This window comes from Microbacterium bandirmense (genome assembly GCF_037204185.1).
In the GTDB taxonomy this organism is placed as follows: Bacteria; Actinomycetota; Actinomycetes; order Actinomycetales; family Microbacteriaceae; genus Microbacterium; species Microbacterium bandirmense.
In genome coordinates, this window is the sequence record NZ_JBBDGM010000020.1 from 19,877 (window position 1) to 42,081 (window position 22,205).

Annotated in this window: 26 protein-coding genes; 18 read left to right on the forward strand and 8 right to left on the reverse strand. The window is 68.8% G+C overall.

Annotation, left to right across the window (positions count from 1 at the left end):
• Positions 1–7: 7 nt before the first annotated feature.
• The 3 genes from WDU99_RS16410 to WDU99_RS16420 form a co-directional block, all read right to left on the reverse strand.
• On the reverse strand, positions 8–433 hold the full coding sequence (locus tag WDU99_RS16410; RefSeq protein WP_337333545.1) for an OsmC family peroxiredoxin: 426 nt from the start codon (positions 431–433) through the stop codon (positions 8–10).
• Between the two features lie 80 nt (positions 434–513).
• Positions 514–1,101, reverse strand: a complete 588-nt coding sequence (locus WDU99_RS16415) for a DUF4395 domain-containing protein (protein WP_337333546.1) — start codon at positions 1,099–1,101, stop codon at positions 514–516.
• A complete protein-coding gene (locus WDU99_RS16420) occupies positions 1,101–1,526 on the reverse strand; it encodes a TlpA family protein disulfide reductase (RefSeq protein ID WP_337333547.1) in 426 nt (141 codons plus the stop codon). The genes WDU99_RS16415 and WDU99_RS16420 overlap by 1 nt, the downstream gene beginning before the upstream one ends.
• Before the next feature lie 92 nt (positions 1,527–1,618).
• Here WDU99_RS16420 and WDU99_RS16425 point away from each other — a divergent pair, with 92 nt between their 5' ends.
• The 17 genes from WDU99_RS16425 to dapF all read left to right on the forward strand — a co-directional run bounded on the left by WDU99_RS16425 (position 1,619) and on the right by dapF (position 17,672).
• Complete coding sequence (locus tag WDU99_RS16425) at positions 1,619–2,425, forward strand: thymidylate synthase (RefSeq protein WP_337333548.1); 807 nt, start codon at positions 1,619–1,621, stop codon at positions 2,423–2,425.
• Complete coding sequence (locus WDU99_RS16430) at positions 2,422–2,919, forward strand: dihydrofolate reductase (RefSeq protein ID WP_337333549.1); 498 nt, start codon at positions 2,422–2,424, stop codon at positions 2,917–2,919. The genes WDU99_RS16425 and WDU99_RS16430 overlap by 4 nt, the downstream gene beginning before the upstream one ends.
• Complete coding sequence (locus WDU99_RS16435; protein ID WP_337333550.1) at positions 2,919–3,680, forward strand: SDR family NAD(P)-dependent oxidoreductase; 762 nt, start codon at positions 2,919–2,921, stop codon at positions 3,678–3,680. Before WDU99_RS16430 ends, WDU99_RS16435 begins: the two co-directional genes overlap by 1 nt.
• Before the next feature lie 48 nt (positions 3,681–3,728).
• On the forward strand, positions 3,729–4,706 hold the full coding sequence (gene dapA / locus WDU99_RS16440) for a 4-hydroxy-tetrahydrodipicolinate synthase (protein WP_337333551.1): 978 nt from the start codon (positions 3,729–3,731) through the stop codon (positions 4,704–4,706).
• Positions 4,707–4,765: 59 nt separating this feature from the next.
• The gene (locus WDU99_RS16445) at positions 4,766–6,442 is read left to right on the forward strand and encodes a ribonuclease J (RefSeq protein WP_337333552.1); all 1,677 of its coding nucleotides are present in this window, start codon (positions 4,766–4,768) and stop codon (positions 6,440–6,442) included.
• A 72-nt stretch (positions 6,443–6,514) separates the two neighbouring features.
• Positions 6,515–9,259 carry a DNA translocase FtsK gene (locus WDU99_RS16450; protein ID WP_337333553.1) on the forward strand — a complete coding sequence of 915 codons (2,745 nt, stop codon included), beginning with the start codon at positions 6,515–6,517 and terminating at the stop codon, positions 9,257–9,259.
• Positions 9,259–9,834 (forward strand): CDP-diacylglycerol--glycerol-3-phosphate 3-phosphatidyltransferase, encoded by a 576-nt coding sequence (gene pgsA / locus WDU99_RS16455; RefSeq protein ID WP_337333554.1) that lies wholly within the window; start codon positions 9,259–9,261, stop codon positions 9,832–9,834. The genes WDU99_RS16450 and pgsA overlap by 1 nt, the downstream gene beginning before the upstream one ends.
• A gap of 2 nt (positions 9,835–9,836) precedes the next feature.
• The gene (locus WDU99_RS16460) at positions 9,837–10,319 is read left to right on the forward strand and encodes a CinA family protein (protein ID WP_420064025.1); all 483 of its coding nucleotides are present in this window, start codon (positions 9,837–9,839) and stop codon (positions 10,317–10,319) included.
• Between the two features lie 177 nt (positions 10,320–10,496).
• Entirely contained in the window at positions 10,497–10,805 is a 309-nt protein-coding gene (locus WDU99_RS16465) for a helix-turn-helix domain-containing protein (RefSeq protein WP_337333556.1), read from the forward strand.
• Between the two features lie 21 nt (positions 10,806–10,826).
• Positions 10,827–11,048 carry a DUF3046 domain-containing protein gene (locus WDU99_RS16470; protein ID WP_337333557.1) on the forward strand — a complete coding sequence of 74 codons (222 nt, stop codon included), beginning with the start codon at positions 10,827–10,829 and terminating at the stop codon, positions 11,046–11,048.
• A gap of 262 nt (positions 11,049–11,310) precedes the next feature.
• Positions 11,311–12,354 carry a recombinase RecA gene (gene recA, locus WDU99_RS16475; RefSeq protein WP_337333558.1) on the forward strand — a complete coding sequence of 348 codons (1,044 nt, stop codon included), beginning with the start codon at positions 11,311–11,313 and terminating at the stop codon, positions 12,352–12,354.
• A gap of 81 nt (positions 12,355–12,435) precedes the next feature.
• Positions 12,436–13,158 (forward strand): regulatory protein RecX, encoded by a 723-nt coding sequence (locus WDU99_RS16480; protein ID WP_337333559.1) that lies wholly within the window; start codon positions 12,436–12,438, stop codon positions 13,156–13,158.
• Positions 13,159–13,235: 77 nt separating this feature from the next.
• Positions 13,236–14,786, forward strand: coding sequence for a tRNA (N6-isopentenyl adenosine(37)-C2)-methylthiotransferase MiaB (gene miaB / locus WDU99_RS16485; protein WP_337333560.1), 1,551 nt, complete (start codon positions 13,236–13,238; stop codon positions 14,784–14,786).
• Between the two features lie 28 nt (positions 14,787–14,814).
• The gene (gene miaA / locus WDU99_RS16490) at positions 14,815–15,723 is read left to right on the forward strand and encodes a tRNA (adenosine(37)-N6)-dimethylallyltransferase MiaA (protein ID WP_337333561.1); all 909 of its coding nucleotides are present in this window, start codon (positions 14,815–14,817) and stop codon (positions 15,721–15,723) included.
• A gap of 54 nt (positions 15,724–15,777) precedes the next feature.
• Positions 15,778–16,323: a dihydrofolate reductase family protein gene (locus tag WDU99_RS16495; RefSeq protein ID WP_337333562.1), complete on the forward strand. Its 546-nt coding sequence runs from the start codon at positions 15,778–15,780 to the stop codon at positions 16,321–16,323.
• Positions 16,320–16,763 carry a GNAT family acetyltransferase gene (locus tag WDU99_RS16500; protein ID WP_337333563.1) on the forward strand — a complete coding sequence of 148 codons (444 nt, stop codon included), beginning with the start codon at positions 16,320–16,322 and terminating at the stop codon, positions 16,761–16,763. Before WDU99_RS16495 ends, WDU99_RS16500 begins: the two co-directional genes overlap by 4 nt.
• A gap of 36 nt (positions 16,764–16,799) precedes the next feature.
• Positions 16,800–17,672: a diaminopimelate epimerase gene (gene dapF, locus WDU99_RS16505; RefSeq protein WP_337333564.1), complete on the forward strand. Its 873-nt coding sequence runs from the start codon at positions 16,800–16,802 to the stop codon at positions 17,670–17,672.
• A gap of 18 nt (positions 17,673–17,690) precedes the next feature.
• Here the strand turns inward: dapF and WDU99_RS16510 are convergent, their stop codons facing one another.
• Positions 17,691–18,335 (reverse strand): class I SAM-dependent methyltransferase, encoded by a 645-nt coding sequence (locus WDU99_RS16510; RefSeq protein WP_337333565.1) that lies wholly within the window; start codon positions 18,333–18,335, stop codon positions 17,691–17,693.
• Between the two features lie 71 nt (positions 18,336–18,406).
• Here WDU99_RS16510 and hflX point away from each other — a divergent pair, with 71 nt between their 5' ends.
• On the forward strand, positions 18,407–19,912 hold the full coding sequence (hflX, locus tag WDU99_RS16515) for a GTPase HflX (RefSeq protein ID WP_337333566.1): 1,506 nt from the start codon (positions 18,407–18,409) through the stop codon (positions 19,910–19,912).
• 14 nt (positions 19,913–19,926) lie between these two features.
• On the opposite strand, the gene WDU99_RS16520 is transcribed toward hflX, so the two are convergent.
• The 4 genes from WDU99_RS16520 to WDU99_RS16535 all read right to left on the reverse strand — a co-directional run bounded on the left by WDU99_RS16520 (position 19,927) and on the right by WDU99_RS16535 (position 22,155).
• The gene (locus tag WDU99_RS16520) at positions 19,927–20,622 is read right to left on the reverse strand and encodes an ArsR/SmtB family transcription factor (protein ID WP_337333567.1); all 696 of its coding nucleotides are present in this window, start codon (positions 20,620–20,622) and stop codon (positions 19,927–19,929) included.
• Positions 20,619–20,978, reverse strand: a complete 360-nt coding sequence (locus WDU99_RS16525; protein WP_337333568.1) for a hypothetical protein — start codon at positions 20,976–20,978, stop codon at positions 20,619–20,621. The genes WDU99_RS16520 and WDU99_RS16525 overlap by 4 nt, the downstream gene beginning before the upstream one ends.
• On the reverse strand, positions 20,975–21,430 hold the full coding sequence (locus WDU99_RS16530; RefSeq protein WP_337333569.1) for an OsmC family protein: 456 nt from the start codon (positions 21,428–21,430) through the stop codon (positions 20,975–20,977). Before WDU99_RS16530 ends, WDU99_RS16525 begins: the two co-directional genes overlap by 4 nt.
• Before the next feature lie 65 nt (positions 21,431–21,495).
• Complete coding sequence (locus WDU99_RS16535; RefSeq protein WP_337333570.1) at positions 21,496–22,155, reverse strand: SIMPL domain-containing protein; 660 nt, start codon at positions 22,153–22,155, stop codon at positions 21,496–21,498.
• Positions 22,156–22,205: the final 50 nt, after the last annotated feature.

Consider the following 22,205-nt stretch of genomic DNA (forward strand, 5'->3'; position numbering starts at 1 on the left):
CCTGAGGTCAGGCCAGACTCGCCTCGAGGGTGATCTCGACGCCGGCGAGGGCCTGCGACACGGGGCATCCCGCCTTGGCCTCCTCGGCGAGCTCCTGGAAGCGCTCCGGCGTGATGCCGGGCACGCTGGCGTTGACGTTCAGATGGCTGCCGGTGATGCCGGTGCCGGGCTTGAAGGTCACCGAGGCCGAGGTGTTCACCCGCTCGGGTGGGGTGCCGTTGCCGGCCAGCGCGTGCGAGAACGCCATGCTGAAGCACGAGGCATGCGCAGCGGCGATGAGCTCCTCGGGCGTGGTCATGGTCTCCGACCCCTCGGAGCGCGCCTTCCAGTCGATGGGGAACGTGCCGAGGTTCGAGGTCGAGAACGCCACGGTGCCGGAGCCCTCCGTGAGGGATCCGGTCCAGGTCGTATTGGCTTCACTGGTGATGGGCATGGGTCCTCCAGGGGTCGCATCCGCCGCACGCCGGCGTCGTCCCGTCAGCCTACCCAAGCGCGCTCGGCCGCGATACGGAATCAGCCCGTCGTGCGGGAGCGGCCGACCATGCCGGCGCGCTGCAGCAGCAGATACATCTGGCATCCGAGGCAGAACCCGAACGCGGCGTTCAGGAACGCGGCGATGAAGGCCGCGGCGGCCGCGACGGGGAGCACCCACGGCACTCCCAGTAGATGCAGCAGCAGCCCGACGCCGACGACGAACAGGCCGACACCCTGCGCGAAGCGCGGTGGGCGTGGGTCCTCGAGCTCGGCGGGCGGCGCGAGCCGCGGGCGCACGAGGGCGCGGAACAGCAGACTCCAGGGATGGGTGCGCGGCGAGACGACACCCCAGAGGAAGAGCAGCGCGATGGCGAGCAGCACGAGGAAGGCGGGGTCGAGGACGCGCTGAGCAACACTGACCCCCGAGATCACCCAGGCGTTCGTGCCTGCGACGAAGCCGAAGGACGTGTCTGCGATCGGCTGGTAGGCGAACCAGCCGAACGAGCCGGTGAACTGCGCCGTCGAGAGCCCCGTCAGCCCGAGCAGCACCGCGATCAGCAGCAGGACGGAGGTGATGGATGCCGCGAACCGCGGTCCACGGGGATCGATGCCGGCCGGTGTACTCATCATGCCTCCTGCAGCACGGGAAGGGTCGCGAGTGCGCCTTCGACATCGGCACGGCTCGGGACGCCGTTGAACCGGGCGCGCACGGCGCCGCGGCCGTCCACCAGAAGGGTGGTCGGAGTCTGCAGCACCCGGTACTTCGAGGCCAGGTCGGCGCGGCGGGTCAGGTCGATGTCGGTGTGCACAACGCCCGCATGTGCATCCGCGACCTGCCCGAGGAGCCGGCGCACCTGCGGGCAGCGGGCGCACATCTCGGTGCTGAACTGCACCAGGGTCGCCCGAGCGCCCCATTCGCCGGCATCCGCGGCATCCACTGTCTCGCCGTTGCCGTCGCGACGGCGCCCGTCGCGCACACGCCACACGATGCCGACGAGGACTGCGACGGCGACGAGCGCAGCGACGACGGCGAGTGCGGCGGGCGGGGTCATGAAGAGAGCCTACGGCGGTGGGATACGCGGCAGTCGGGATATGACGCACGATGACGACCCCGATCCGGACCCGCGCGGGTATCGTTGCTGGCATGAGCGCCGTTCCCACGCCCTACGAAGATCTGCTCCGCGACGTGCTCGAGAATGGTACGCACAAGGACGACCGCACCGGCACTGGAACGACGAGCGTGTTCGGCCGGCAGATCCGCTTCGACCTCTCGAAGGGATTCCCGCTGGTCACGACCAAGCGCGTGCACTTCAAGTCGATCGCCTACGAGCTGCTGTGGTTCCTGCGCGGCGACTCGAACGTGCGCTGGCTGCAGCAGAACGGCGTCACCATCTGGGATGAATGGGCGGATGCCGACGGCGACCTCGGCCCGGTGTACGGCGTGCAGTGGCGATCGTGGCCGACGCCAGACGGTGACAGCATCGACCAGCTCTCGCAGGTGATCGAGCAGATCAGGGCCACACCCGACTCGCGCCGGCTCATCGTCTCGGCCTGGAACCCCGCAGACATCCCCGACATGGCCCTGGCGCCCTGCCACGCGCTGTTCCAGTTCTACGTCGCCGACGGACGGCTGTCGTGCCAGCTCTATCAGCGCAGCGCCGACCTCTTCCTGGGTGTGCCCTTCAACATCGCGTCCTACGCCCTGCTGACCCTCATGGTCGCCCAGCAGACCGGTCTCGAGCCCGGTGACTTCGTCTGGACGGGCGGCGACTGCCACATCTACGACAACCACGTCGATCAGGTGCGCGAGCAGCTCTCCCGCGACCCGTACCCCTACCCGACGCTGCGCTTCGCGCGCCGCCCGGAGTCGATCCTCGACTACGAGTACGACGACTTCACGGTGGAGGGCTACCAGCACCACCCGGCGATCCGGGCGGCGGTGGCGGTATGAGCACCGTATCCGTCCAGCCGATGATGGTCGGGCTGATCTGGGCCGAGGCACGCGGCGGCGTGATCGGCGCAGCCGGCGGGATGCCCTGGCATGTGCCCGAGGACCTGGCCCATTTCAAGGAGGTCACCCTCGGTGCGCCGGTGATCATGGGCCGCAGAACGTGGGATTCCCTGCCGGAGCGGTTCCGTCCGCTGCCCGGCCGGGAGAACATCGTCATCACCAGGCAGCAGGACTGGACGGCCGAGGGCGCCCGTCGCGCCGGCAGCGTGCAGGCGGCCGTCCGCGGACTCGATCGGGTATGGGTCATCGGCGGGGCCGAGATCTTCGCTCAGGTCATCGCCGATGCCGACCGGCTCGAGGTCACCGAGCTCGACCTCGAGGTGGACGGCGATGCCTACGCCCCGCCCAGGACCGGCTGGCGGCTGGTCGACGAGGGGGAGTGGCAGACCTCCCGCACGGGCATCCGCTACCGCTTCCTCGGATACGAGCGCTGATGCCGGTCGCACTGATCACCGGCGCCAGCGCCGGCCTGGGCGCCGAGTTCGCCCGCCAGCTCGCCGCCAAGCGCGCCGACCTCGTGCTGGTCGCACGCAGCGCCGACGACCTCGAGCAGCTGGCGACGCGGCTGCGCGCCGAGTACGGTGTCGCCGCCGAGGTGATCGTCGCCGACCTCGCCGTCGAGGCGGACGTCGCGCGCGTCGCCGCGCGGATCTCGGATGCTGAAGACCCGATCGACCTGCTGATCAACAATGCCGGCTTCGGGCTGCCGCTGCAGTTCGCCGACAACGACATCGACGATGAGGTGCGTCACCTGCGGGTGCACGTCGAGGCGTCGATGCGGCTGATGCACGCAGGCATCCGGGCCATGCGCGGCAGAGGCGGGCGGATCATCAACGTGGCATCGGTCGCCGGGTTCATCTCGCGCTCCACGTACTCGGCGTGCAAGTCCTGGCTCATCGGGTTCAGCCGCTGGGCGAACGCCGAATACATCCGCGACGGCGTGACGGTGACGGCCGTGTGCCCCGGTTTCACGCACACCACCTTCCATGAGCGGATGGGTCTCGCGCCCGGTCACGAGGGCATCCCGACGCTGATGTGGCTGAACGCCGATGACGTCGTGCGCGAGGGGCTGCGCGACGCGGCCCGCGGCCGGGCCGTCTCGATCCCCTCGCTGCGCTACAAGATCATCGTCGCGCTCACCCGGGTGCTGCCCGCGTCACTGACCTCGGGCGTCGCGCGTCGCGGCCGGGTGTGACACGGGTCCGCGTGCGTTCGACGATGCGCGAAACGCTACGCTGAGAGGATGACGCACACGGACAATCCCTTCGGACAGGTTCTTGTCGCGCTGGTCACCCCCATGACCGCCGACGGTGAGGTCGACTGGCCCGCCGTCGAGAAGCACATGGACCGGGTGATCTCCGACGGTGCCGACGGCATCGTCGTCACCGGCACGACCGGTGAGACCTCCACGCTGACCGACCCGGAGAAGATCCGACTGGTCGAGGTCGGCAAGGACGTCTCGGCCGGACGCGCGAAGATCATCACCGGTGGCGGGTCGAACGAGACCGCCCACGCCATCGAGCTGTACAAGGCCAGCGAGAAGGCCGGCGCCGACGGCATCATGATCGTCACCCCCTACTACAACAAGCCGACCCAGGCGGGCATCCTCACGCACTTCCGGCTGGTGGCGGATGCCACCGACCTGCCCGTCATCCTCTACGACATCCCCGGTCGCACCGGCGTGCCGATCAAGTACGAGACGATCCTGCGCCTTGCCAAGCACCCGAACATCCTCGCCGTGAAAGACGCCAAGGGCGACTTCTCCGAGGTCAGCCGGGTGCTGAATCAGACCGACCTGATGTACTTCTCCGGCGACGACGCCAACGTGCTGCCGCACCTGGCGATCGGCGCGACCGGCATGATCGGCGTCACCGCCAACATCACGTCGGCTCCGTACCGCACCATCGTCGACGCGGTGAACCGCGGCGATCTGGCCACGGCCACGGACGCGCACCGCCGGCTCGAGCCCCTGGTGCGCGCGACCATGACGCACGTGCCGGGCACGGTGTCGGCGAAGTACATCCTGCACGGCCTCGGCCGCATCGGCAGCCCGCGCGTGCGCCTGCCGCTGGTGGGCCCCGAAGAGTGGGAGGCCGCCATCATCGAAGACGAGCTCGCTCTGGTCACCGACGTCGCCGGTGCCGACTTCTCTGATTTCCGTCCCGACCGCAACGCCGCGGCCGGCGGCGCCCTGCCCAAGGTGCACGGCACCACACGATGAGCGCTCCGATGCGCTGAAAGTCAAGACCGGACACCAGGTGTCCGACGGAGGAGACATCCATGTCCATTCCCCTCGCCGCCCCCGAACCGCTCGCTCAGGGCACGTTGCGCGTGACCCCGCTGGGCGGCCTCGGCGAGGTCGGCCGCAACATGACCACGTTCGAGTTCGGCGGCAAGATCCTGATCGTCGACTGCGGCGTGCTCTTCCCCGAAGAGCACCAGCCCGGTGTCGACCTGATCCTGCCCGACTTCGAGCCCATCAAGGACCGCCTCGATGACATCGTCGGGGTGGTGCTCACGCACGGACACGAAGACCACATCGGCGCGGTGCCGTACCTGCTTCGTCTGAAGAACGACATCCCGCTGATCGGATCGGGCCTCACGCTCGCGCTGGTCGAGGCGAAGCTCAAGGAACACCGCATCAAGCCCTTCACGCTCACCGTCACGGAGGGGCAGCAGGAGAAGGTCGGCCCGTTCGACCTCGAGTTCGTCGCGGTCAACCACTCGATCCCGGATGCCCTCGCCGTCGCGATCCGCACACCAGCCGGCATGGTGCTCGCCACCGGCGACTTCAAGATGGACCAGCTGCCGCTGGACGGGCGCATCACCGACCTCCGGGCGTTCGCGCGCCTCGGCGAAGAGGGCGTGGACCTGTTCCTCGTCGACTCGACCAACGCCGACGTGCCGGGCTTCACACCCACCGAGCGCTCCATCGGGCCCGTGCTCGACCAGGTGATCGGCAAGGCGCCACGGCGTGTGATCGTCGCCAGCTTCTCGAGCCATGTGCACCGGGTGCAGCAGGTGATCGACGCCGCGCACGCGCACGGTCGTCGGGTGGCCTTCCTCGGCCGCAGCATGGTGCGCAACATGACCATCGCCGAGCAGCTGGGCTATCTGCACGTGCCCGACGGCGTGCTCATCGACTACAAGAAGGCCCGCGACCTGCCCGACGACAAGATCGTCTACATGTCGACCGGCTCGCAGGGTGAGCCGATGGCGGTGCTCAGTCGCATGGCGAACCTCGACCACGCCATCGAGCCGGGCGAGGGCGACACGGTCATTCTCGCCTCGAGCCTGATCCCCGGCAACGAGAACGCCGTCTACCGCGTGATCGACGGGCTCACCAAGCTGGGCGCGAACGTCGTGCACAAGGCCAACGCGAAGGTGCACGTCTCGGGGCACGCCGCGGCGGGTGAGCTCATCTACTGCTACAACATCCTGCGCCCCAAGAACGTGCTCCCGGTGCACGGTGAGTACCGTCATCTGATCGCCAACGCCAAGCTCGCGCAGGACACCGGGATTCCCGAGGAGCGCACCTTCGTCGGCGGCAACGGCACGATCATCGACCTCCGCGACGGAGAGGCCAGGGTTGCCGGTCAGCTCGACATCGGCTTCGTGTACGTCGACGGCTCGACCGTCGGCGGCATCACTGATGCGGATCTCAAGGACCGGCGCATCCTGGGCGAAGAGGGCTTCGTGTCGGTGATCGTCGTGGTCGACTCTTCGACCGGTTCCATCATCTCGGGCCCGGAGATCCACGCTCGCGGCGTGGCCGAGGACGACGCGGTGTTCGATGACATCACGCCGAAGATCGTCGCGGCGCTGAAAGAAGCCGCCGGCAACGGCGTGCGCGACAACCACGCTCTCTCGCAGATCATCCGTCGCACGATCGGACGCTGGGTGAACCAGAAGCTGCGTCGCCGGCCCATGATCGTGCCGCTGGTGATCGAGGCCTGACGACCGCGCGAAATCCGCGGAAAGCCGCGTCACTGCGGCGCGATGTCGGCCCTCGGCCGTAGCCTGGATGCCATGGCCAGGAGTACCACGAAGTCCGAGCGCGCTTCCGAGAGCGCCTCGTCGTCGCGCCAGAAGCGGCAAGCGTCTCCGCGGTCGAGCGCGAAGTCGGCGCCCGCACCCAAGAAGTACGTCGACGAGGCTGAGAAGGCCCCGGTCGGGGTGCGCATGTGGCTCGGCATCGCCCATGGCGTCGGCGGACTGTTCCGCGCCTTCGGTCCCGAGAACCTCGAGAAGGATCAGCGTCGCGACGGCTTCCCGTTCCTGCTGGTCCTGCTTGCCTGTGCCGGCGCGGTCGTCGAGTGGTTCTTCATCGGCAACGAGATCGCGCAGACGATCAGCGCGTACACCTGGGGCGGGATGATCGGCCGGGCCGCGTTCGTGCTGCCGGTTCTGCTCCTGCTGTTGGCCGGCTGGCTCTTCCGCCACCCGTCGTCGGTGCACGACAACGGTCGCATCGGCATCGGCTTCGGACTGTTCGTGCTGGCGCTGGCCGGGTTCTGCCACGTCGCCTCGGGCGTGGCGAACGACCTCGGCGCGCTGGATCGTCCGCAGCCGAGGGAGGGCATGCCCGCGCTGAGCGCGGCCGGCGGCCTGTTCGGATGGATGCTGGGTGAACCGCTCGCGTTCCTGACGCCGATCGTGGCCTACATCGTTCTGGCGCTGCTGGCGGCGCTCAGCATCCTGATCCTCACGAAGACGCCGCCGAACCGCATCGGCGAGCGACTCGGCGACATGTACGCGTGGATGTTCGGCGCTGAGCGCCCGATTCGCGATGCCTCCGCCGCCGGCGAGCAGGCCGACGGCGACGACGGCAAGGATGACGCGCTGCCGTGGTGGCGCCGCAACAAGACCGGTCGCGAGGAGGACCCGGACGACGGTGTCGACTCACAGGCCATCACCGCGCTGTTCGACGAGCCCGCCGGCACCAAGCCGGCCTACGATCAGGCCGTCATCGTGGGCGAGGCACCCGAGCCCGATCCGCACGACGCGGCCACCGAGGTGCTCACCGACCTCAGCGCGCTGACCGACCGACTCGGTGAGCAGAACACGACGGCGCTGCTGGACGACACCGGCTCCACCGGAGAGCTGCCGGGGCTTGACGGGTTCGGCACCGCGGGGCCGGGCTCGGCTGCGCCGCAGCCGCCCGCGGCCCCGTACGTGCTGCCCTCGTCCGCCGTGCTGAAGGCGGGACCGCCGCCGGTGGTGAGGTCGGATGCCACCGATCGCACGATCGAGCAGATCACCAGCGTGCTCACCCAGTTCAAGGTGGATGCCAAGGTCACGGGCTTCTCGCGCGGTCCCACCGTGACGCAGTACGAGATCGAGGTCGGCCACGGCGTCAAGGTCGAGAAGATCACCCAGCTGAGCAACAACTTCGCCTACGCCGTGGCCTCCAACGACGTGCGCATCCTCTCGCCGATCCCCGGCAAGAGCGCCATCGGCATCGAGATCCCCAACGTCGACAAGGAGACTGTGGCGCTCGGTGACGTGCTTCGCTCAGCTGCGGCGCAGAAGAGCACGCACCCGCTCACCATCGGCGTCGGCAAGGACGTCGGCGGCAACATCGTCGTGGCCAACCTCGCCAAGATGCCGCACCTGCTGGTCGCCGGTTCCACAGGGTCGGGTAAGTCGAGCTTCGTCAACTCGATGATCACGAGCCTGCTGATGCGGGCACGCCCGGCGGATGTGCGCATGGTGCTGATCGACCCGAAGCGCGTGGAGCTGACCAGCTACGCCGGCGTGCCGCACCTGATTACGCCGATCATCACGAACCCCAAGAAGGCGGCCGAGGCGCTGCAGTGGGTCGTGAAGGAGATGGACATGCGTTACGACGACCTCGCGTCGTTCGGCTTCCGTCACATCGACGACTTCAACAAGGCCGTGCGCGCCGGCGAGGTCGAGGTGCCCGTGGGCAGTGAGCGCGTGCTCAAGCCGTACCCCTACCTGCTGGTCGTCGTCGACGAGCTCGCCGATCTGATGATGGTCGCTCCGCGCGACGTCGAGGACTCGATCGTGCGCATCACCCAGCTGGCGCGCGCATCGGGCATCCACCTCGTGCTCGCCACCCAGCGACCCAGCGTCGACGTCGTCACCGGTCTGATCAAGGCAAACGTGCCCTCGCGTCTGGCGTTCGCGGTCACCAGCGTCACCGACAGCCGGGTGATCCTCGACTCCCCCGGCGCCGACAAGCTCATCGGCCAGGGTGACGCGCTGTTCTCCCCGATGGGATCGTCGAAGCCGTTCCGGCTGCAGGGCGCGTGGGTCGACGAGAGCGAGATCTCCGCCGTCGTCAAGCACGTCACGCAGCAGGCGCGTCCGGAGTACCGGCCCGATGTGCAGGAGTCCGCCGAAGCGAAGAAGAAGGAAGTCGATGAGGACATCGGGGATGACCTCGAGCTGCTGCTCGCGGCTGCCGAGCTCATCGTGTCGTCGCAGTTCGGCTCGACCTCGATGCTGCAGCGCAAGCTGCGCGTGGGCTTCGCGAAGGCCGGGCGTCTGATGGACCTGCTCGAGTCACGTGAGATCGTCGGTCCGTCGGAGGGATCGAAGGCGCGCGATGTGCTGGTCACTGCCGAGCAGCTGCCCAGCGTGATCGCGAAGCTGCGGGGCGACGATGCGCCCGCCGCCAGCACGCCCTCCTCCGCACCGCAGGCGCCCGTCGCCGATCCCGTCGAGCAGCAGTTCGAAGGACTTCCCGTCGTGGAGAGCGACGACGATGGCGACGAGGACGCCTGGGGCCTGACGGGGCGCGACTGATGGCGATCCCACGGCAGCTCCCCAACGCGATCACGATCGCGCGCATCCCGCTGGCGATCGTCTTCTTCGTGATGCTGCTCTTCGCGGGCACCTACGGCGCCGGAGACATCGTCCTCCGCTGGATCGCCGGAGCGCTGTTCGTGGTGGCCATCTCCACCGACTGGGTCGACGGGTACCTCGCCCGCAGATACGACATCGTCAGCGACTTCGGCAAGCTCTGGGACCCGATCGCCGACAAGCTGCTCACCGGCGCGGGCTTTCTCGGCCTGGCGATCCTCGGCGAGGTCGGCTGGTGGATCGTGATCATCATCCTGATCCGCGAGTGGGGCATCACGATCCACCGGTTCACGATCGTGCATGAGCAGGTCGTCGCCGCTGCCTGGATGGGCAAGGTCAAGACCGTGGTGCAGGGTGTCGCCCTGAGTTGGGCCCTGCTGCCGCTGCACACGCTGATCGGCCTGACACCGTGGGTCGTGGTCACCCAGGTGCTGATGATCGCCGCGCTCGTGCTCACCGTGGCCAGCGGGATCGACTACGTGGTCGCTCAGGTGCGCGGCGCACGGTCACGCGCATGACGATGACAGTGGCCGCGGAGCTGGTGGCCGCGCTGCGCGCTCGCGGGTGGACGCTGGGCGTCGCGGAGTCACTGACCGGGGGCGCCGTCGCGTCTGAGATCGTCTCGGTCCCGGGCGCGTCAGAGGTGCTGCTCGGCGGCATCGTCTCCTACGCGAGCGAGGTCAAGCACACGCTGCTCGGTGTGGACGCGCAGCTTCTCGAGGCAGCCGGCGCCGTGCATCCTAATGTCGCCGCGCAGATGGCCGATGGTGTGCGGCGGGCCGTCGCCGTCGGCGATCGCCCCGCCGACGTCGGCATCGGCACCACGGGAATCGCCGGACCCGACTCGCCCGACGGTCAGCCCGTGGGAACCGTGCACATCGGCGTCGTCACGCCGACCGCGCACGCGGTGCGCTCTTTCGTCTTCCCGGGCAGCCGCGGCGAGATCCGCGAGCAGGCGCGGGACGCCGCGATCCTGGCGGTTCTCGAGGCGGTGCGGGAATAGCGGGAGCTCCACGGCGGTTGACCTGGATGTGCGCATGACACGACAGCGAACTCCTCGAACCGCAGCGCTCACACCGTGGGCACAGACAGAAACAGTAGATTCAGCAGCAGCCAGTGGGGTTAGACTGGCGATCCACTCGGATGCGAATCCGGGGAAGGTGTTGGAGGGGAGGTTCCGATGATCCTTGTCAGACAGGAGATCGGCGATGTGCTGCGGGACTTCCGCCTGCAGAAGGGACGAACGCTGCGCCAGGTCGCAGGCAAGGCCTCGGTCGCACTCGGCTACCTGAGCGAGGTCGAGCGCGGTCAGAAGGAAGCGTCCAGCGAGATCCTCGCTTCGGTTGCTGAAGCACTCGACGTGCCCATCTCGACGATCATGCGCGAGGTCGGCGACCGGATCTCGGTGCTCGAGGGACTCAGCTCCTTCCCGGATGTCGTTCCCGACGACCTCGTGGCCTCGGTCGAGCCTGAGCTCTCGCTGCACTGATCGCACGGAGCCGGGCATCTGATGCGACGCAGTGAGTTCCTGCGCGCCGTCGACGACGAGTTCGGCGCACGGGCGAATGCGCTCACCCATGACCTGGTTCTGGGCGGCCTCGGCATGACGGCGCGCGACGCCCTCGATGCGGGCGTGCCGCCACGCGAGATCTGGCTGGCGCTGTGCGCCGAGACCGACGTGCCCGCCCAGCGTCGCTACGGTGTGGGAAGACTCGAGCCGCGCGAGAGCTGATCGAACGCGAGAGCTGATCGAATCTGCGTCGATCGCATTCGGCGTGTCGTCGAAAATGTGTTCGATGTGCGCGTATCGTTCTGCACAAGTGGTCTCGATGCGATCTCTCTCCACAGAACGTGGGATTCCCGACACGATGTCGGTGGCCCCTCGTACCGTGAGAGACGTGGCTTCGGGCCATGCGCCTTGTCGGAGAGTCACCCCACCGGGGAGGCCGCGACAGCCTACAGGCAGCAGCATTCGAGATACCAAGGAGCACGTCATGCCATCCACCGACGACCGCGAGAAGGCGCTGGATTCCGCCCTCGCACACATTGAGCGCCAGTTCGGCAAGGGATCGATCATGCGGCTGGGCAGCGACGAGCGCGCGCCGGTCGAGGTCATCTCGACCGGATCCATCGCGCTGGACTCCGCCCTCGGGATCGGGGGGCTGCCGCGCGGACGCATCATCGAGATCTACGGGCCGGAGTCGTCGGGTAAGACGACGCTGACCCTGCACGCGATCGCCAACGCGCAGCGTGCCGGCGGTATCGCCGCCTTCATCGACGCGGAGCACGCGCTCGACCCCGAGTACGCGCGCAAGCTGGGCGTCGACATCGATCAGCTGCTGGTCTCTCAGCCCGACACGGGTGAGCAGGCGCTCGAGATCGCCGACATGCTGATCCGCTCCGGGGCGATCGATCTGGTCGTCATCGACTCCGTCGCCGCCCTCGTGCCCGAGGCCGAGATCAAGGGCGAGATGGGCGACTCGCACGTCGGTCTGCAGGCTCGCCTCATGTCTCAGGCGCTGCGAAAGCTGACCGGTGGACTGAACCAGACCAAGACCACGGCGATCTTCATCAACCAGCTGCGTGAGAAGATCGGCGTATTCTTCGGGTCTCCCGAGACTACGGCCGGTGGAAAGGCGCTCAAGTTCTACGCCTCCGTGCGCCTCGACATCCGTCGCATCGAGACGCTGAAGGACGGCACCGAGGCGGTCGGAAACCGTACCAGGGTCAAGGTCGTCAAGAACAAGATGGCTCCGCCGTTCAAGCAGGCCGAGTTCGACATCCTCTACGGTGTCGGCATCTCCCGCGAGGGCAGCCTGATCGACTTCGGCGTCGAGCACGGCATCGTGAAGAAGTCGGGCTCCTGGTACACGTACGACGGTGACCAGCTCGGTCAGGGCAAGGAGAACGCCCGCAACTTCCTGCGCACCAACGATGACATCGCGCTGGCCATCGAAGAGCAGATCAAGCAGAAGCTCGGCATCGGCGTGAAGGCCGAGACGCCCGCCGACGAACTGGCCGAGCGCCGCCCGGCCTGATGTTTCGGCGTCGCTCAACAACCGTGTTTCGGCATCGCTCAACAACCGTGTTTCGGCGTCGCTCAACAACCGGGGTGACCTGTGCACCGTGATGATGACGGGGGCGAGCACCTCGCCCCCGTCATCCCGCTCTTCGGATCGTCGAGTGAACGCGAGCCGAGCGCCACTCATCCGGCGGCGCGGGCGGCGGCGGCTCTCGCACACGCCGAGCAGGCCGTCGCGCTCCGTGCCCACGCTCAGCGCGCGGGTGACGAGGGCGAAGCGCGCGGAGACGAGGGCATGTCGCCCGACCTCGAGCAGGTCAGGGAGCGCGCCGAGCAGGCTCTCGTGCGCAAACTGCGCGCCAAGGCGCTCTCGGTGGCCGAGGCTCGCAGCGTGCTGCGCGAGAACGACCTGGACCGTGACGGTATCGAAGACGTGATCGACGACTTCCTGGCCCGCGGCTACATCGACGATCGCACCCTCGCAACGCTGCTCGTCACCTCCGGTGTGGAGCGCAAGGGTCAAGGCCGTGTGGCGATCGCCCGCTCCCTGTCGCAGCGGGGCATCCCGCGTGAGATCATCGACGATGTCCTCTCCGAACTGCCCGATGACGATGCGGAGCGCGCGCTGGAGTTCGCTCGCAGCAAGGCCCGCGGCATGACCGGCCTCGAGCCCGACACGGCTCTGCGGCGCCTGCTCGGGCAGCTGGCCCGTCGCGGCTACGGGGGAGGCGTCGCGATGAACGCGGCACGCACCGCGCTGCGCGAGGCGGGCGGCGGATCGGCTGGTCGATCGGGAGTGCGCTTCGTCGATTCCGACTGATGCGCCACGCGTGGGTGCGTCGGTACTCCGGCCGGGCGGCGCGCCCGGGCCGGACGGCTCGTAGAATAGCTGTCACCATGACTACTCCGCGCAGTGAACCCACGATCATCGCGCCCTCGGCAGCCGCGACGCACGCCGACGGGCGTCGCCGCTCGTACGAAGTGCGCACCTTCGGGTGCCAGATGAACGTGCACGACTCCGAGCGGCTGTCCGGCTCGCTGGAGAGCGCGGGGTATGTGCGGGCGGATGCTGGCGAGAACGCAGACATCGTCATCATCAACACCTGCGCGGTGCGCGACAACGCCGCAGGCAAGCTGTACGGCACACTCGGCCACCTCAAGTCGGTCAAGGACAAGCACGAGGGCATGCAGATCGCCGTCGGCGGCTGCCTCGCGCAGATGGATCAGCAGGCCGTGCTCGACAAGGCGCCCTGGGTCGACGTCGTCTTCGGCACCCACAACATGGGCTCGCTGCCCGGGCTGCTCGAGCGTGCGCGTCACAACGGCGAGGCTGAGCTCGAGATCCTCGAGTCGCTCGAGGTCTTCCCCTCGACTCTGCCCACCAAGCGGGACTCCGCGCACAGCGGCTGGGTGTCGATCTCGGTCGGCTGCAACAACACCTGCACGTTCTGCATCGTGCCGAGTCTGCGCGGCAAGGAGAAGGACCGGCGTCCTGGCGACATCCTCAACGAGATCCGCCTGCTCGTCGAGGACGGCGCGATCGAGGTGACTCTGCTGGGGCAGAACGTGAACTCCTACGGCGTCGAGTTCGGCGACCGTGAGGCGTTCAGCAAGCTGCTGCGTGCCGCGGGCGAGATCGAGGGTCTCGAGCGCATCCGCTTCACCAGCCCCCACCCCGCAGCCTTCACCGACGACGTCATCGATGCGATGGCCGAGACGCCGAACGTCATGCCGCAGCTGCACATGCCGCTGCAGTCCGGCAGCGACAGCATCCTGCGCGCCATGCGTCGCTCGTACCGCAGCTCGCGCTACCTCGGCATCATCGAGAAGGTGCGCGAGCGCATCCCGCACGCGGCGATCACCACCGACATCATCGTCGGGTTCCCCGGTGAGACCGATGAGGACTTCGAAGACACCATGCGCGTCGTCGAGCAGTCCCGGTTCTCGGGGGCATTCACCTTCCAGTACTCGATCCGCGAGGGCACGCCGGCGGCCACCATGGAGAACCAGGTTCCCAAGGAGGTCGTGCAGGAGCGCTACAACCGCCTGATCGCGCTGCAGGAGCGGATCTCGCTGGAGGAGAATCAGAAGCAGGTCGGCCGCGAGGTCGAGGTGCTGGTCTCGGTCGGCGAGGGCAAGAAGGATGCGGAGACGCACCGCCTCACCGGCCGTGCCGAAGACAACCGCCTGGTGCACTTCGAGCTCACCCCGGGTTCGGAGCTCCCTCGCCCGGGCGATGTCGTGACCGTGAAGATCACGCACGGTGCGCCGTTCCACCTGCTGGCGGACGACCCCACCGGTGCGCCTCTGCGCATCCGCCGCACCCGCGGGGGCGACGCCTGGGATCGCGCGCAGGCCGAGACCTGCGGCGTACCCGCACCGGCGGCGGCTGACGGCGCTCCGCGCGCGGTGTCGCTGGGCCTGCCGACCCTGCGCGTCGGGGTGTGACGACGCTGCACACGCCGGGCGGGCGGCGATGACCGGGCGGGTCTGGGCCGTCGTCGGTGCGACGGGCACGGGCAAGAGCGAGCTGTCGCTCGACCTGGCCGACGCGCTGCGGGCTCGCGGCAACCCCGCCGAGATCGTCAACGCCGACGCGATGCAGCTGTACCGGGGGATGGACATCGGCACGGCCAAGCTGCCGGTCGGCGAGCGCCGTGGCATCCCCCATCATCTCCTCGACGTCCGCGACGTCACCGACGAGGCCGCCGTCGCGTGGTATCAGCCGCTGGCCCGCGCGGCGATCGAGGCGATCCATGCGCGCGGCGGTGACGCGATCCTCGTCGGCGGCTCGGGACTCTACGTCTCGAGCGTGATCTTCGACTTCCGGTTCCCGCCCAGGGACCCCACCGTGCGCGCGCGTCTGGAAGCCGAACTCGACGAGCGCGGTGCCGGTGCGCTGCTCGCCAGACTGACCGAGCAGGATCCGGCCACCGCCGCGCGCATCGACCCCAGGAACGGCCGCCGGATCATCCGCGCGCTCGAGGTGCTGGAACAGGGCGGAGCGACCCACGGCGCCGCGCTGCCCGAGCGGCCTGAGCCGTGGCATCCAGCCCTCCGCATCGTGGGCCTCGGCGCACCGCGCGACGTCCTCGTCGAGCGCCTCGATCGCCGCGTCGAGCGGATGTGGCGAGACGGGATGCTCGATGAGGTCGCAACGCTGCGCGAGCGCGGCATCGAGGACGGGGCCACCGCCCCCCGCGCGATCGGGTACGCGCAGGCGCTCGCCCAGCTGCGGGGTGAGAAGACAGAGTCGGATGCCATCGCCGAGACGCAGGCGCTGACGCGCCGCTATGCCCGTCGGCAGGTGTCGTGGTTCAAGCGCTACCCCGACATCGAATGGCTGGAGTCGGGCTCGGCGGACGCCGGGATGCTGCTGCACTGATCGGCCCGAAGCCCCGCGCGTCCGAATGTCGGCGGTGAGGCGCAGGATGGGGACATGACCACCCACTACTACACCGCCTCCAGCCTCGACGGCTTCATCGCCACCGCCGATCACTCGCTGGACTGGCTGCTGAAGCAGGACATCGACGAGAACGGACCGATGGCGTATGCGGGCTTCGCCGCCGGGCTCGGCGCGATGGCGATGGGCTCGCACACCTTCGAATGGGTGATGGCGAACGATGTCGGCGGATGGAGCTACACCCTGCCCACGTGGGTCTTCTCGCATCGTGATCTCGAACTGCCCGAGGGCGCACCGGTGCAAGTTACTCGCGCCGATGTGCGTGACGTGCATGCCGAGATGGTGACGGCGGCCGACGGCAGAGACATCTGGATCGTCGGCGGGGGAGACCTGGCGGGTCAGTTCGCCGACGCCGGCCTGCTCGACGAGGTATGGGTGCAGTACGCTCCGGTCATTCTCGGGTCGGGCGCGCCCGTGCTGCCCCGTAGGCTCGATCTCGAACTCATCGACGTTGCGCGCAACCGGGCGTTCGCCTGCACGCGCTACCGCGTGTTGAACGGCGCGCAGGACGGGACCGCATGACCACGCAGATCAGGACCTTCACTGCAGCCGATACAGAACCCGTCGTCGCACTCTGGGACGAAGCCGGCCTGATCCGGCCATGGAACGACGCACGCGCCGATATCCAGCGGATGCTGGCGGTCTGGCCGGGACTGCTCATCGTGGCAGAAGACGGCGGCACCATCGTCGGATCGGTCATGGGCGGGTACGACGGGCACCGAGGCTGGCTGTACTACCTCGCCACTGCTGCCGGTCGCCGCGGTGAGGGGATCGGGCGGATGCTCGTCGAGGAGGCGGAGCGCCGGCTGATCGCACTGGGGTGCCCGAAGGTCCAGTTGATGGTGCGACCGGGAAACGAGATCGTCTTCGCGTTCTACGACCAAGTCGGCTACGAGCGGTTCGACATCGGCATGACGGGCAAACGGCTGATCGCCGACGCTCCTGCCGAATCCGTCGCCTGATCCGGCGCCGCGCATCCGCTGAATAGACTGGGGCGCATGGTCGCATTCACCAAAGGGCACGGCACCGGCAACGACTTCGTGATCATCGAGGACGTCGACGGCATGCTGGAGCTCACCTCGAAGCAGGTGCAGGCGCTGTGCGACCGCAACTTCGGTGTCGGCGCCGACGGTGTGCTGCGCGTGGTGCGCTCGACGGCGATCGACGAGGGTGCCGCCGCACTCGCAGAAGAGCCGGCGGCCGAGTGGTTCATGGACTATCGCAATGCCGACGGCTCGCCGGCTCAGATGTGCGGCAACGGTGTCCGCGTCTTCGTGCATTACCTGCTGCGTGCGGGGCTCGCGGCGCTCGAGACCGGATCGACACTGCGGATCGGCACCCGAGCCGGCGTGCGCGACGTCACACTCAGCGGCACCGGATACCAGGTGGATCTCGGACCCTGGCGGCTCGCCGGCGGTGAGCCGCTCGCCCGCGCGGCGGGTCTGTCGGTGGCACGTCCGGGGCTCGGCGTGGACGTCGGCAATCCGCATGTCGTCGTGGCGCTGGCATCCGACGATGAGCTCGACGATCTCGATCTGAACCCATCTCCGCTGCTCGAGCCCGCGCCCATCGGCGGCGCGAACGTCGAGTTCGTTGTGCCCGGCGAGCCGCTGGTGCGCGACGGCGTCGGGCACGTGCGGATGCGCGTGCACGAGCGGGGCGTCGGCGAGACGCTCAGCTGCGGCACGGGGGCGGCGGCGGCCGCGCTCGCGGTGCGGCACTGGGCGGGGGAGCGCGCACCGAGCCAGTGGCGTGTCGTGGTGCCCGGCGGTGTGCTGGGCGTGAACATGTTCCCGGCCGCGGATGGTGAGCACGTCGCCCTTTCCGGACCCGCGCAGCTCGTGTATCGAGGTGACATCGACCTCGCCTGAGCGGCGTGAGCGGCCGGACTACTCGGCGACGTCGATCGGCTCGGTCGGGGGAGTGCCGTGCCTGCGCACCTTCAGCACCCGGTATCCCTTGCCGGTCGCGGCCCTGTGCACGCTGTATCCGGCCCCGAAGGACGTCGCCATCCAGCGCTGCAGCGAATCGGAGCCCAGATTGCGCTGCACGACCAGCCAGGCGTCGCTGCGCTCGTCGAGGCGCGGGATCCAGCGCCGCAGCATGCTGTGCAGCTCGCTCTTGCCCACGCGGATGGGCGGGTTCGACCGGATCGTGCGGAACCGCACGTCTTCGGGAACATCGTCGGGCAGCACGACGTTGACATTGGTGAGGCCGAGCGCGGCCGCGTTGCGCCGGGTGAGGTCGAGCGCACGCTCGTTGACATCCACCGCCCACACGGTCGCGTGCGGGGCGGACAGGGCCATGGTGAGACTGATCGGGCCCCAGCCGCAGCCGAGATCGAGGAAGTCCCCGCCCGGGGGGAGGGGCGGCATGTTGGCGAAGAGCACCGCGGTGCCGGCATCCAGCCGGTCGGGGCTGAACACACCGCCGGCGGTGGTGAGCTCGAGGTCGCGCCCCGCGAGCCTCACGTGGATCGTCCGGAGGTTCTCGGCGCTCGCCGGGGCAGCAGTGAAGTAGTGGTCGGACGCCATGCAGTGAGCGTACCGGACAGGCCGGGCTAAGGTTAAGGCGCCATTTCAGAGAGGGCAGAGTTCAGCACCGAATGACGAACACCAACGACGAGAACACCGAGAACAACGCGCTCGACCGAGTGCTGGCACGCGCCGAGACCCGCGTGGAGCCACGGGTGTTCGGCGCAGCACAGGCGTTGCAGGATGAGAACACCGCTACGCACACCGACGCCGACGGCGCGCAATGGGATCTCGATGACCGTCACGCGCTCCGCCGCGTGGGTGGGTTGTCCACCGAACTCGAGGATGTCACCGAGGTCGAGTACCGCGAGCTGCGACTGGAGAACGTCGTGCTCATCGGCGTGTACCCGCAGGGCGCGCAGGATGACGCCGAGAATTCGCTGCGTGAGCTCGCCGCGCTGGCCGAGACCGCGGGCGCAGTGGTGCTCGACGGCCTGCTGCAGCGGCGCCCGCACCCCGACCCGGCCACCTATCTCGGTCGCGGCAAGGCGCAGGAGCTGAAGGACATCGTCGCCGCCGTCGGAGCCGACACCGTGATCGCCGACACCGAGCTCGCCGCCAGCCAGCGCCGTGCGCTGGAGGACGTCGTCAAGGTGAAGGTGATCGACCGCACCACAGTGATCCTCGACATCTTCAGCCAGCATGCGAAGAGCCGTGAGGGCAAGGCGCAGGTCGAACTCGCGCAGCTCGAGTACCTGCTGCCGCGTCTGCGCGGCTGGGGTGATTCGATGAGCCGTCAGGCCGGTGGTCAGGTCGGCGCCGGCGGTGCGGGCATGGGCTCGCGCGGACCAGGTGAGACCAAGATCGAGCTCGACCGCCGTCGCATCCGCACCCGCATGGCGCAGCTTCGCAAGCAGATCCGCGATTTCGCCCCGGCGCGCGACGCGAAACGCGCCGAACGCAAGCGCAACACCATCCCATCGGTGGCGATCGCCGGGTACACCAATGCCGGCAAGTCGAGTCTGCTCAACGCACTGACCAGTGCCGGTGTGCTGGTCGAGAACGCGCTGTTCGCAACGCTGGACGCGACTGTGCGCCGCTCCGAGACGGCCGATGGCCGCGTCTACACCCTGACCGACACCGTGGGCTTCGTGCGCAATCTGCCCCACCAGCTGGTGGAGGCCTTCCGATCCACTCTGGAAGAGGTCGGCCAGGCCGATCTGCTGGTGCACGTCGTCGACGGGTCGCACCCCGACCCGTCTGCCCAGCTGCAGACCGTGCGCGATGTGATCGGCGATGTCGGCGGACGGGAGATCCCCGAGATCGTCGTGTTCAACAAGTCGGACCTGATCGGCGAGGACGAGCGGCTCGTACTGCGCGGGCTCGCGCCCGACGCGCACTTCGTGTCGTCGCGCAGCGGCGAGGGGATCGACGAGCTGAGGGCGACGATCGAGCGGATGCTGCCGATGCCCGCCGTCGAGGTGCGCGCACTGGTGCCGTACGACCGGGGCGACCTGGTCGCGGCCGTGCACGAGAGCGGCGTGCTGCTGTCGGCCGAGCACCGGGAGACCGGCACCGCCGTGCACGCGCACGTGTCGGAGCGTCTGGCGGCCGAGTTGGCGCCGTTCGCGATCTGAGCCGCACCTGCGCGTCAGAGGCCGCTGTGACCGAGCGCGGCGAGCCGCTCTCTGCCACGCGGGGTGATGGTGAGGGCGCGGTCATCACGCCGCCGCCGGAGCCAGCCGTCATCGATCATGGCGCCCAGGATGCTGTGACCGAGACGGCACGCGATGTGCGGTTCGCGCTCGGTCCAGTCGGCGCACGGGCGGACGGCAGGTCGTTTCGAGTCGCCCCAGGTGAGCGTGAGTCCGAGCCCATCGCTGATGCCCGTGATGTCCTCGTCGTGTGGCAGCCTCCAGGCACCCGCTGAACCGGCGATCCAGCCGCGATCCAGCGCCAGTCGTGCGATGAACACGCCCGCGCGCCCCGCGAGATGGTCGTAGCAGGAGCGCGCCTCTCGCATGGCGGCCCGCCGGTCGAACCCGGTGAGGGAGTTCACCGGGACCTCGCCGGAGAGCAGCAGCAGCGACTCGACTGCCTCGGCCACCGCCGCATCCGCCAGAGTGGCGAGCCGCGTGCGTCCGCGCTGTTCGATGCTGATGAGTCCGGCATCGTGCAACCGTGCGAGGTGGGCGCTGACGGTCGATGGCGCGAGGCGCAGTCGTGCCGCCAGGGCCCCGGCCGGAAGCGGCGTGCCGCCGGACAGTTCATGCAGGATGCGCAGACGTGCCGGCTCGCCGATCACAGGTCCGAGTTCCTCCAGCGGCAGGCGAACCGGATCACTCATGCCAGTGCCTCTCTCGCAGCCGCCGGACGGTCGACCACCAGCACTTTGCGGTTGTCGTGGTCGCTGTACTGGGCGAGCAGGCCGATGCCCGCGTCGGCGAGGCGGGCCATGATCCGGCCAAGGGCACCGGGCACGTCGGCGTCGAGTGGCACGACCACCGCTTCTCGTGCCTCGACGCCGTGGAAGCCGGCCGCCACCAGCGCGCGCATCGCGGCCCTGCCGTCGGCCACGAGGTAGTGTGCCACGCCGCCCCACATGCCGCCTCCCTCAAGCGAGATCTTCGCCTCACCCAGAATCTCACCGATCCGTGCGAGCGAGCTCGCGCCGTCGGGTACGGGCACGGCGATGTCGTTCATGACATGATCTCCACGTCGGCGACGACCCGCACGGGGGTGGCGAGCGTGTTGGCGATGTAGCACTGCTCGTGCGCCGCCTCCAGCAGTTCGCGCACGGTCCACTCGTCGGTGCCGCGAGCAACGACATCGACGCGCAGGGTGATCTCGGTGAGGCGCATCGGATCAGCATCCGCCGGCATCACCGCCTCGGCGGAGTCTGCATAGCCGACGATGTCGACCTTCGCGAGAGCGGCGACCGCGAGGAACGAGAGCAGCTGGCACGAGCTGGCTGCGGCGAGCAGCAGCTGCTCGGGGTTGGGCAGCTCCGGCTGCCCTCGGAAAGCAGGGTCGGCGCTGGCGGTGAGCGATCCGGCTGCGCCGAGACCCACCGTGTGGGTGCGGTCATAGTGGTGGTAACCCTGCCCGGTGCTGCCCGACCAATCGAGGTCGGTGCTGTATGTGTGTCTGCTCATGCATCCATCGTGGAGCGGAATCGTTTCGATGCCGGACGAAATGTTCGGCATCGGGCATCCCGTCATCAGCTCGCCGAGAAGCGCCCCTCGACCGTGGCCGACACGGTGATCTCCTCGCCCTGGAACTCCATGGCCGGAGCTGCCTCCATCATCATCGCGGAGCCGCGCATCGCGGCGGCCTTCGGCATCGGCGCACTTCCTTCCGAGATGAGACCGCGATCGGCGATCTCCAGGGGCGCCACGTTGGTCAGACCCAGAGCTTCGGCGTACGCGCGCGCTCGCGAGACAGCGACCCCGACGGCCTGCGTGGCCACCTCGCGCTCGACCTCGCGCTCGGTCTCGGGGGTCAGGTGCCAGTCGACGTGTCCCACCGTCACGCCCTCGATGACCGACAGCTCGGTGACCCAGACCGACATCTCGGAGATGTCTGCGAAGGTGGCGGTGAACTCGACGCTCGCGCGGTACACGGGGGCGAGGCGCTTGCCCTCGGTGTTCCAGGGACGGTCGGCGTAGACGCTGAGTCGCTGGCTGGTCCATTCGGTGATGCTGCCCTGCTGCTCCCTGGCCGTGATGCCCTCGCGCACGGGCGCGGCGACGGCGAGGGCGCGCTCGACCACGTCCGCGCGATCGGGGCCGTCGAGCGCGACCGACAGATGCAGCGTGGCGCGCTCGGGGGCGATCCGCAGTTCATGTTCGCCTCGGACGGTGATGATGACTTCGCTCATGGCTGTGACTGTACGTCACCCGGATGACGTCATGCGGCGGCGGCGCGGAA

Coding starts and splice junctions, on each gene's coding strand:
- WDU99_RS16410 (WP_337333545.1), bottom strand. CDS start 433: ATGCCCATCACCAGTGAAGCCAATACGACCTGGACCGGATCCCTCACG.
- WDU99_RS16415 (WP_337333546.1), bottom strand. CDS start 1,101: ATGAGTACACCGGCCGGCATCGATCCCCGTGGACCGCGGTTCGCGGCA.
- WDU99_RS16420 (WP_337333547.1), bottom strand. CDS start 1,526: ATGACCCCGCCCGCCGCACTCGCCGTCGTCGCTGCGCTCGTCGCCGTC.
- WDU99_RS16425 (WP_337333548.1), top strand. CDS start 1,619: ATGAGCGCCGTTCCCACGCCCTACGAAGATCTGCTCCGCGACGTGCTC.
- WDU99_RS16430 (WP_337333549.1), top strand. CDS start 2,422: ATGAGCACCGTATCCGTCCAGCCGATGATGGTCGGGCTGATCTGGGCC.
- WDU99_RS16435 (WP_337333550.1), top strand. CDS start 2,919: ATGCCGGTCGCACTGATCACCGGCGCCAGCGCCGGCCTGGGCGCCGAG.
- dapA (WP_337333551.1), top strand. CDS start 3,729: ATGACGCACACGGACAATCCCTTCGGACAGGTTCTTGTCGCGCTGGTC.
- WDU99_RS16445 (WP_337333552.1), top strand. CDS start 4,766: ATGTCCATTCCCCTCGCCGCCCCCGAACCGCTCGCTCAGGGCACGTTG.
- WDU99_RS16450 (WP_337333553.1), top strand. CDS start 6,515: ATGGCCAGGAGTACCACGAAGTCCGAGCGCGCTTCCGAGAGCGCCTCG.
- pgsA (WP_337333554.1), top strand. CDS start 9,259: ATGGCGATCCCACGGCAGCTCCCCAACGCGATCACGATCGCGCGCATC.
- WDU99_RS16460 (WP_420064025.1), top strand. CDS start 9,837: ATGACAGTGGCCGCGGAGCTGGTGGCCGCGCTGCGCGCTCGCGGGTGG.
- WDU99_RS16465 (WP_337333556.1), top strand. CDS start 10,497: ATGATCCTTGTCAGACAGGAGATCGGCGATGTGCTGCGGGACTTCCGC.
- WDU99_RS16470 (WP_337333557.1), top strand. CDS start 10,827: ATGCGACGCAGTGAGTTCCTGCGCGCCGTCGACGACGAGTTCGGCGCA.
- recA (WP_337333558.1), top strand. CDS start 11,311: ATGCCATCCACCGACGACCGCGAGAAGGCGCTGGATTCCGCCCTCGCA.
- miaB (WP_337333560.1), top strand. CDS start 13,236: ATGACTACTCCGCGCAGTGAACCCACGATCATCGCGCCCTCGGCAGCC.
- miaA (WP_337333561.1), top strand. CDS start 14,815: ATGACCGGGCGGGTCTGGGCCGTCGTCGGTGCGACGGGCACGGGCAAG.
- WDU99_RS16495 (WP_337333562.1), top strand. CDS start 15,778: ATGACCACCCACTACTACACCGCCTCCAGCCTCGACGGCTTCATCGCC.
- WDU99_RS16500 (WP_337333563.1), top strand. CDS start 16,320: ATGACCACGCAGATCAGGACCTTCACTGCAGCCGATACAGAACCCGTC.
- dapF (WP_337333564.1), top strand. CDS start 16,800: ATGGTCGCATTCACCAAAGGGCACGGCACCGGCAACGACTTCGTGATC.
- WDU99_RS16510 (WP_337333565.1), bottom strand. CDS start 18,335: ATGGCGTCCGACCACTACTTCACTGCTGCCCCGGCGAGCGCCGAGAAC.
- hflX (WP_337333566.1), top strand. CDS start 18,407: ATGACGAACACCAACGACGAGAACACCGAGAACAACGCGCTCGACCGA.
- WDU99_RS16520 (WP_337333567.1), bottom strand. CDS start 20,622: ATGAGTGATCCGGTTCGCCTGCCGCTGGAGGAACTCGGACCTGTGATC.
- WDU99_RS16525 (WP_337333568.1), bottom strand. CDS start 20,978: ATGAACGACATCGCCGTGCCCGTACCCGACGGCGCGAGCTCGCTCGCA.
- WDU99_RS16530 (WP_337333569.1), bottom strand. CDS start 21,430: ATGAGCAGACACACATACAGCACCGACCTCGATTGGTCGGGCAGCACC.
- WDU99_RS16535 (WP_337333570.1), bottom strand. CDS start 22,155: ATGAGCGAAGTCATCATCACCGTCCGAGGCGAACATGAACTGCGGATC.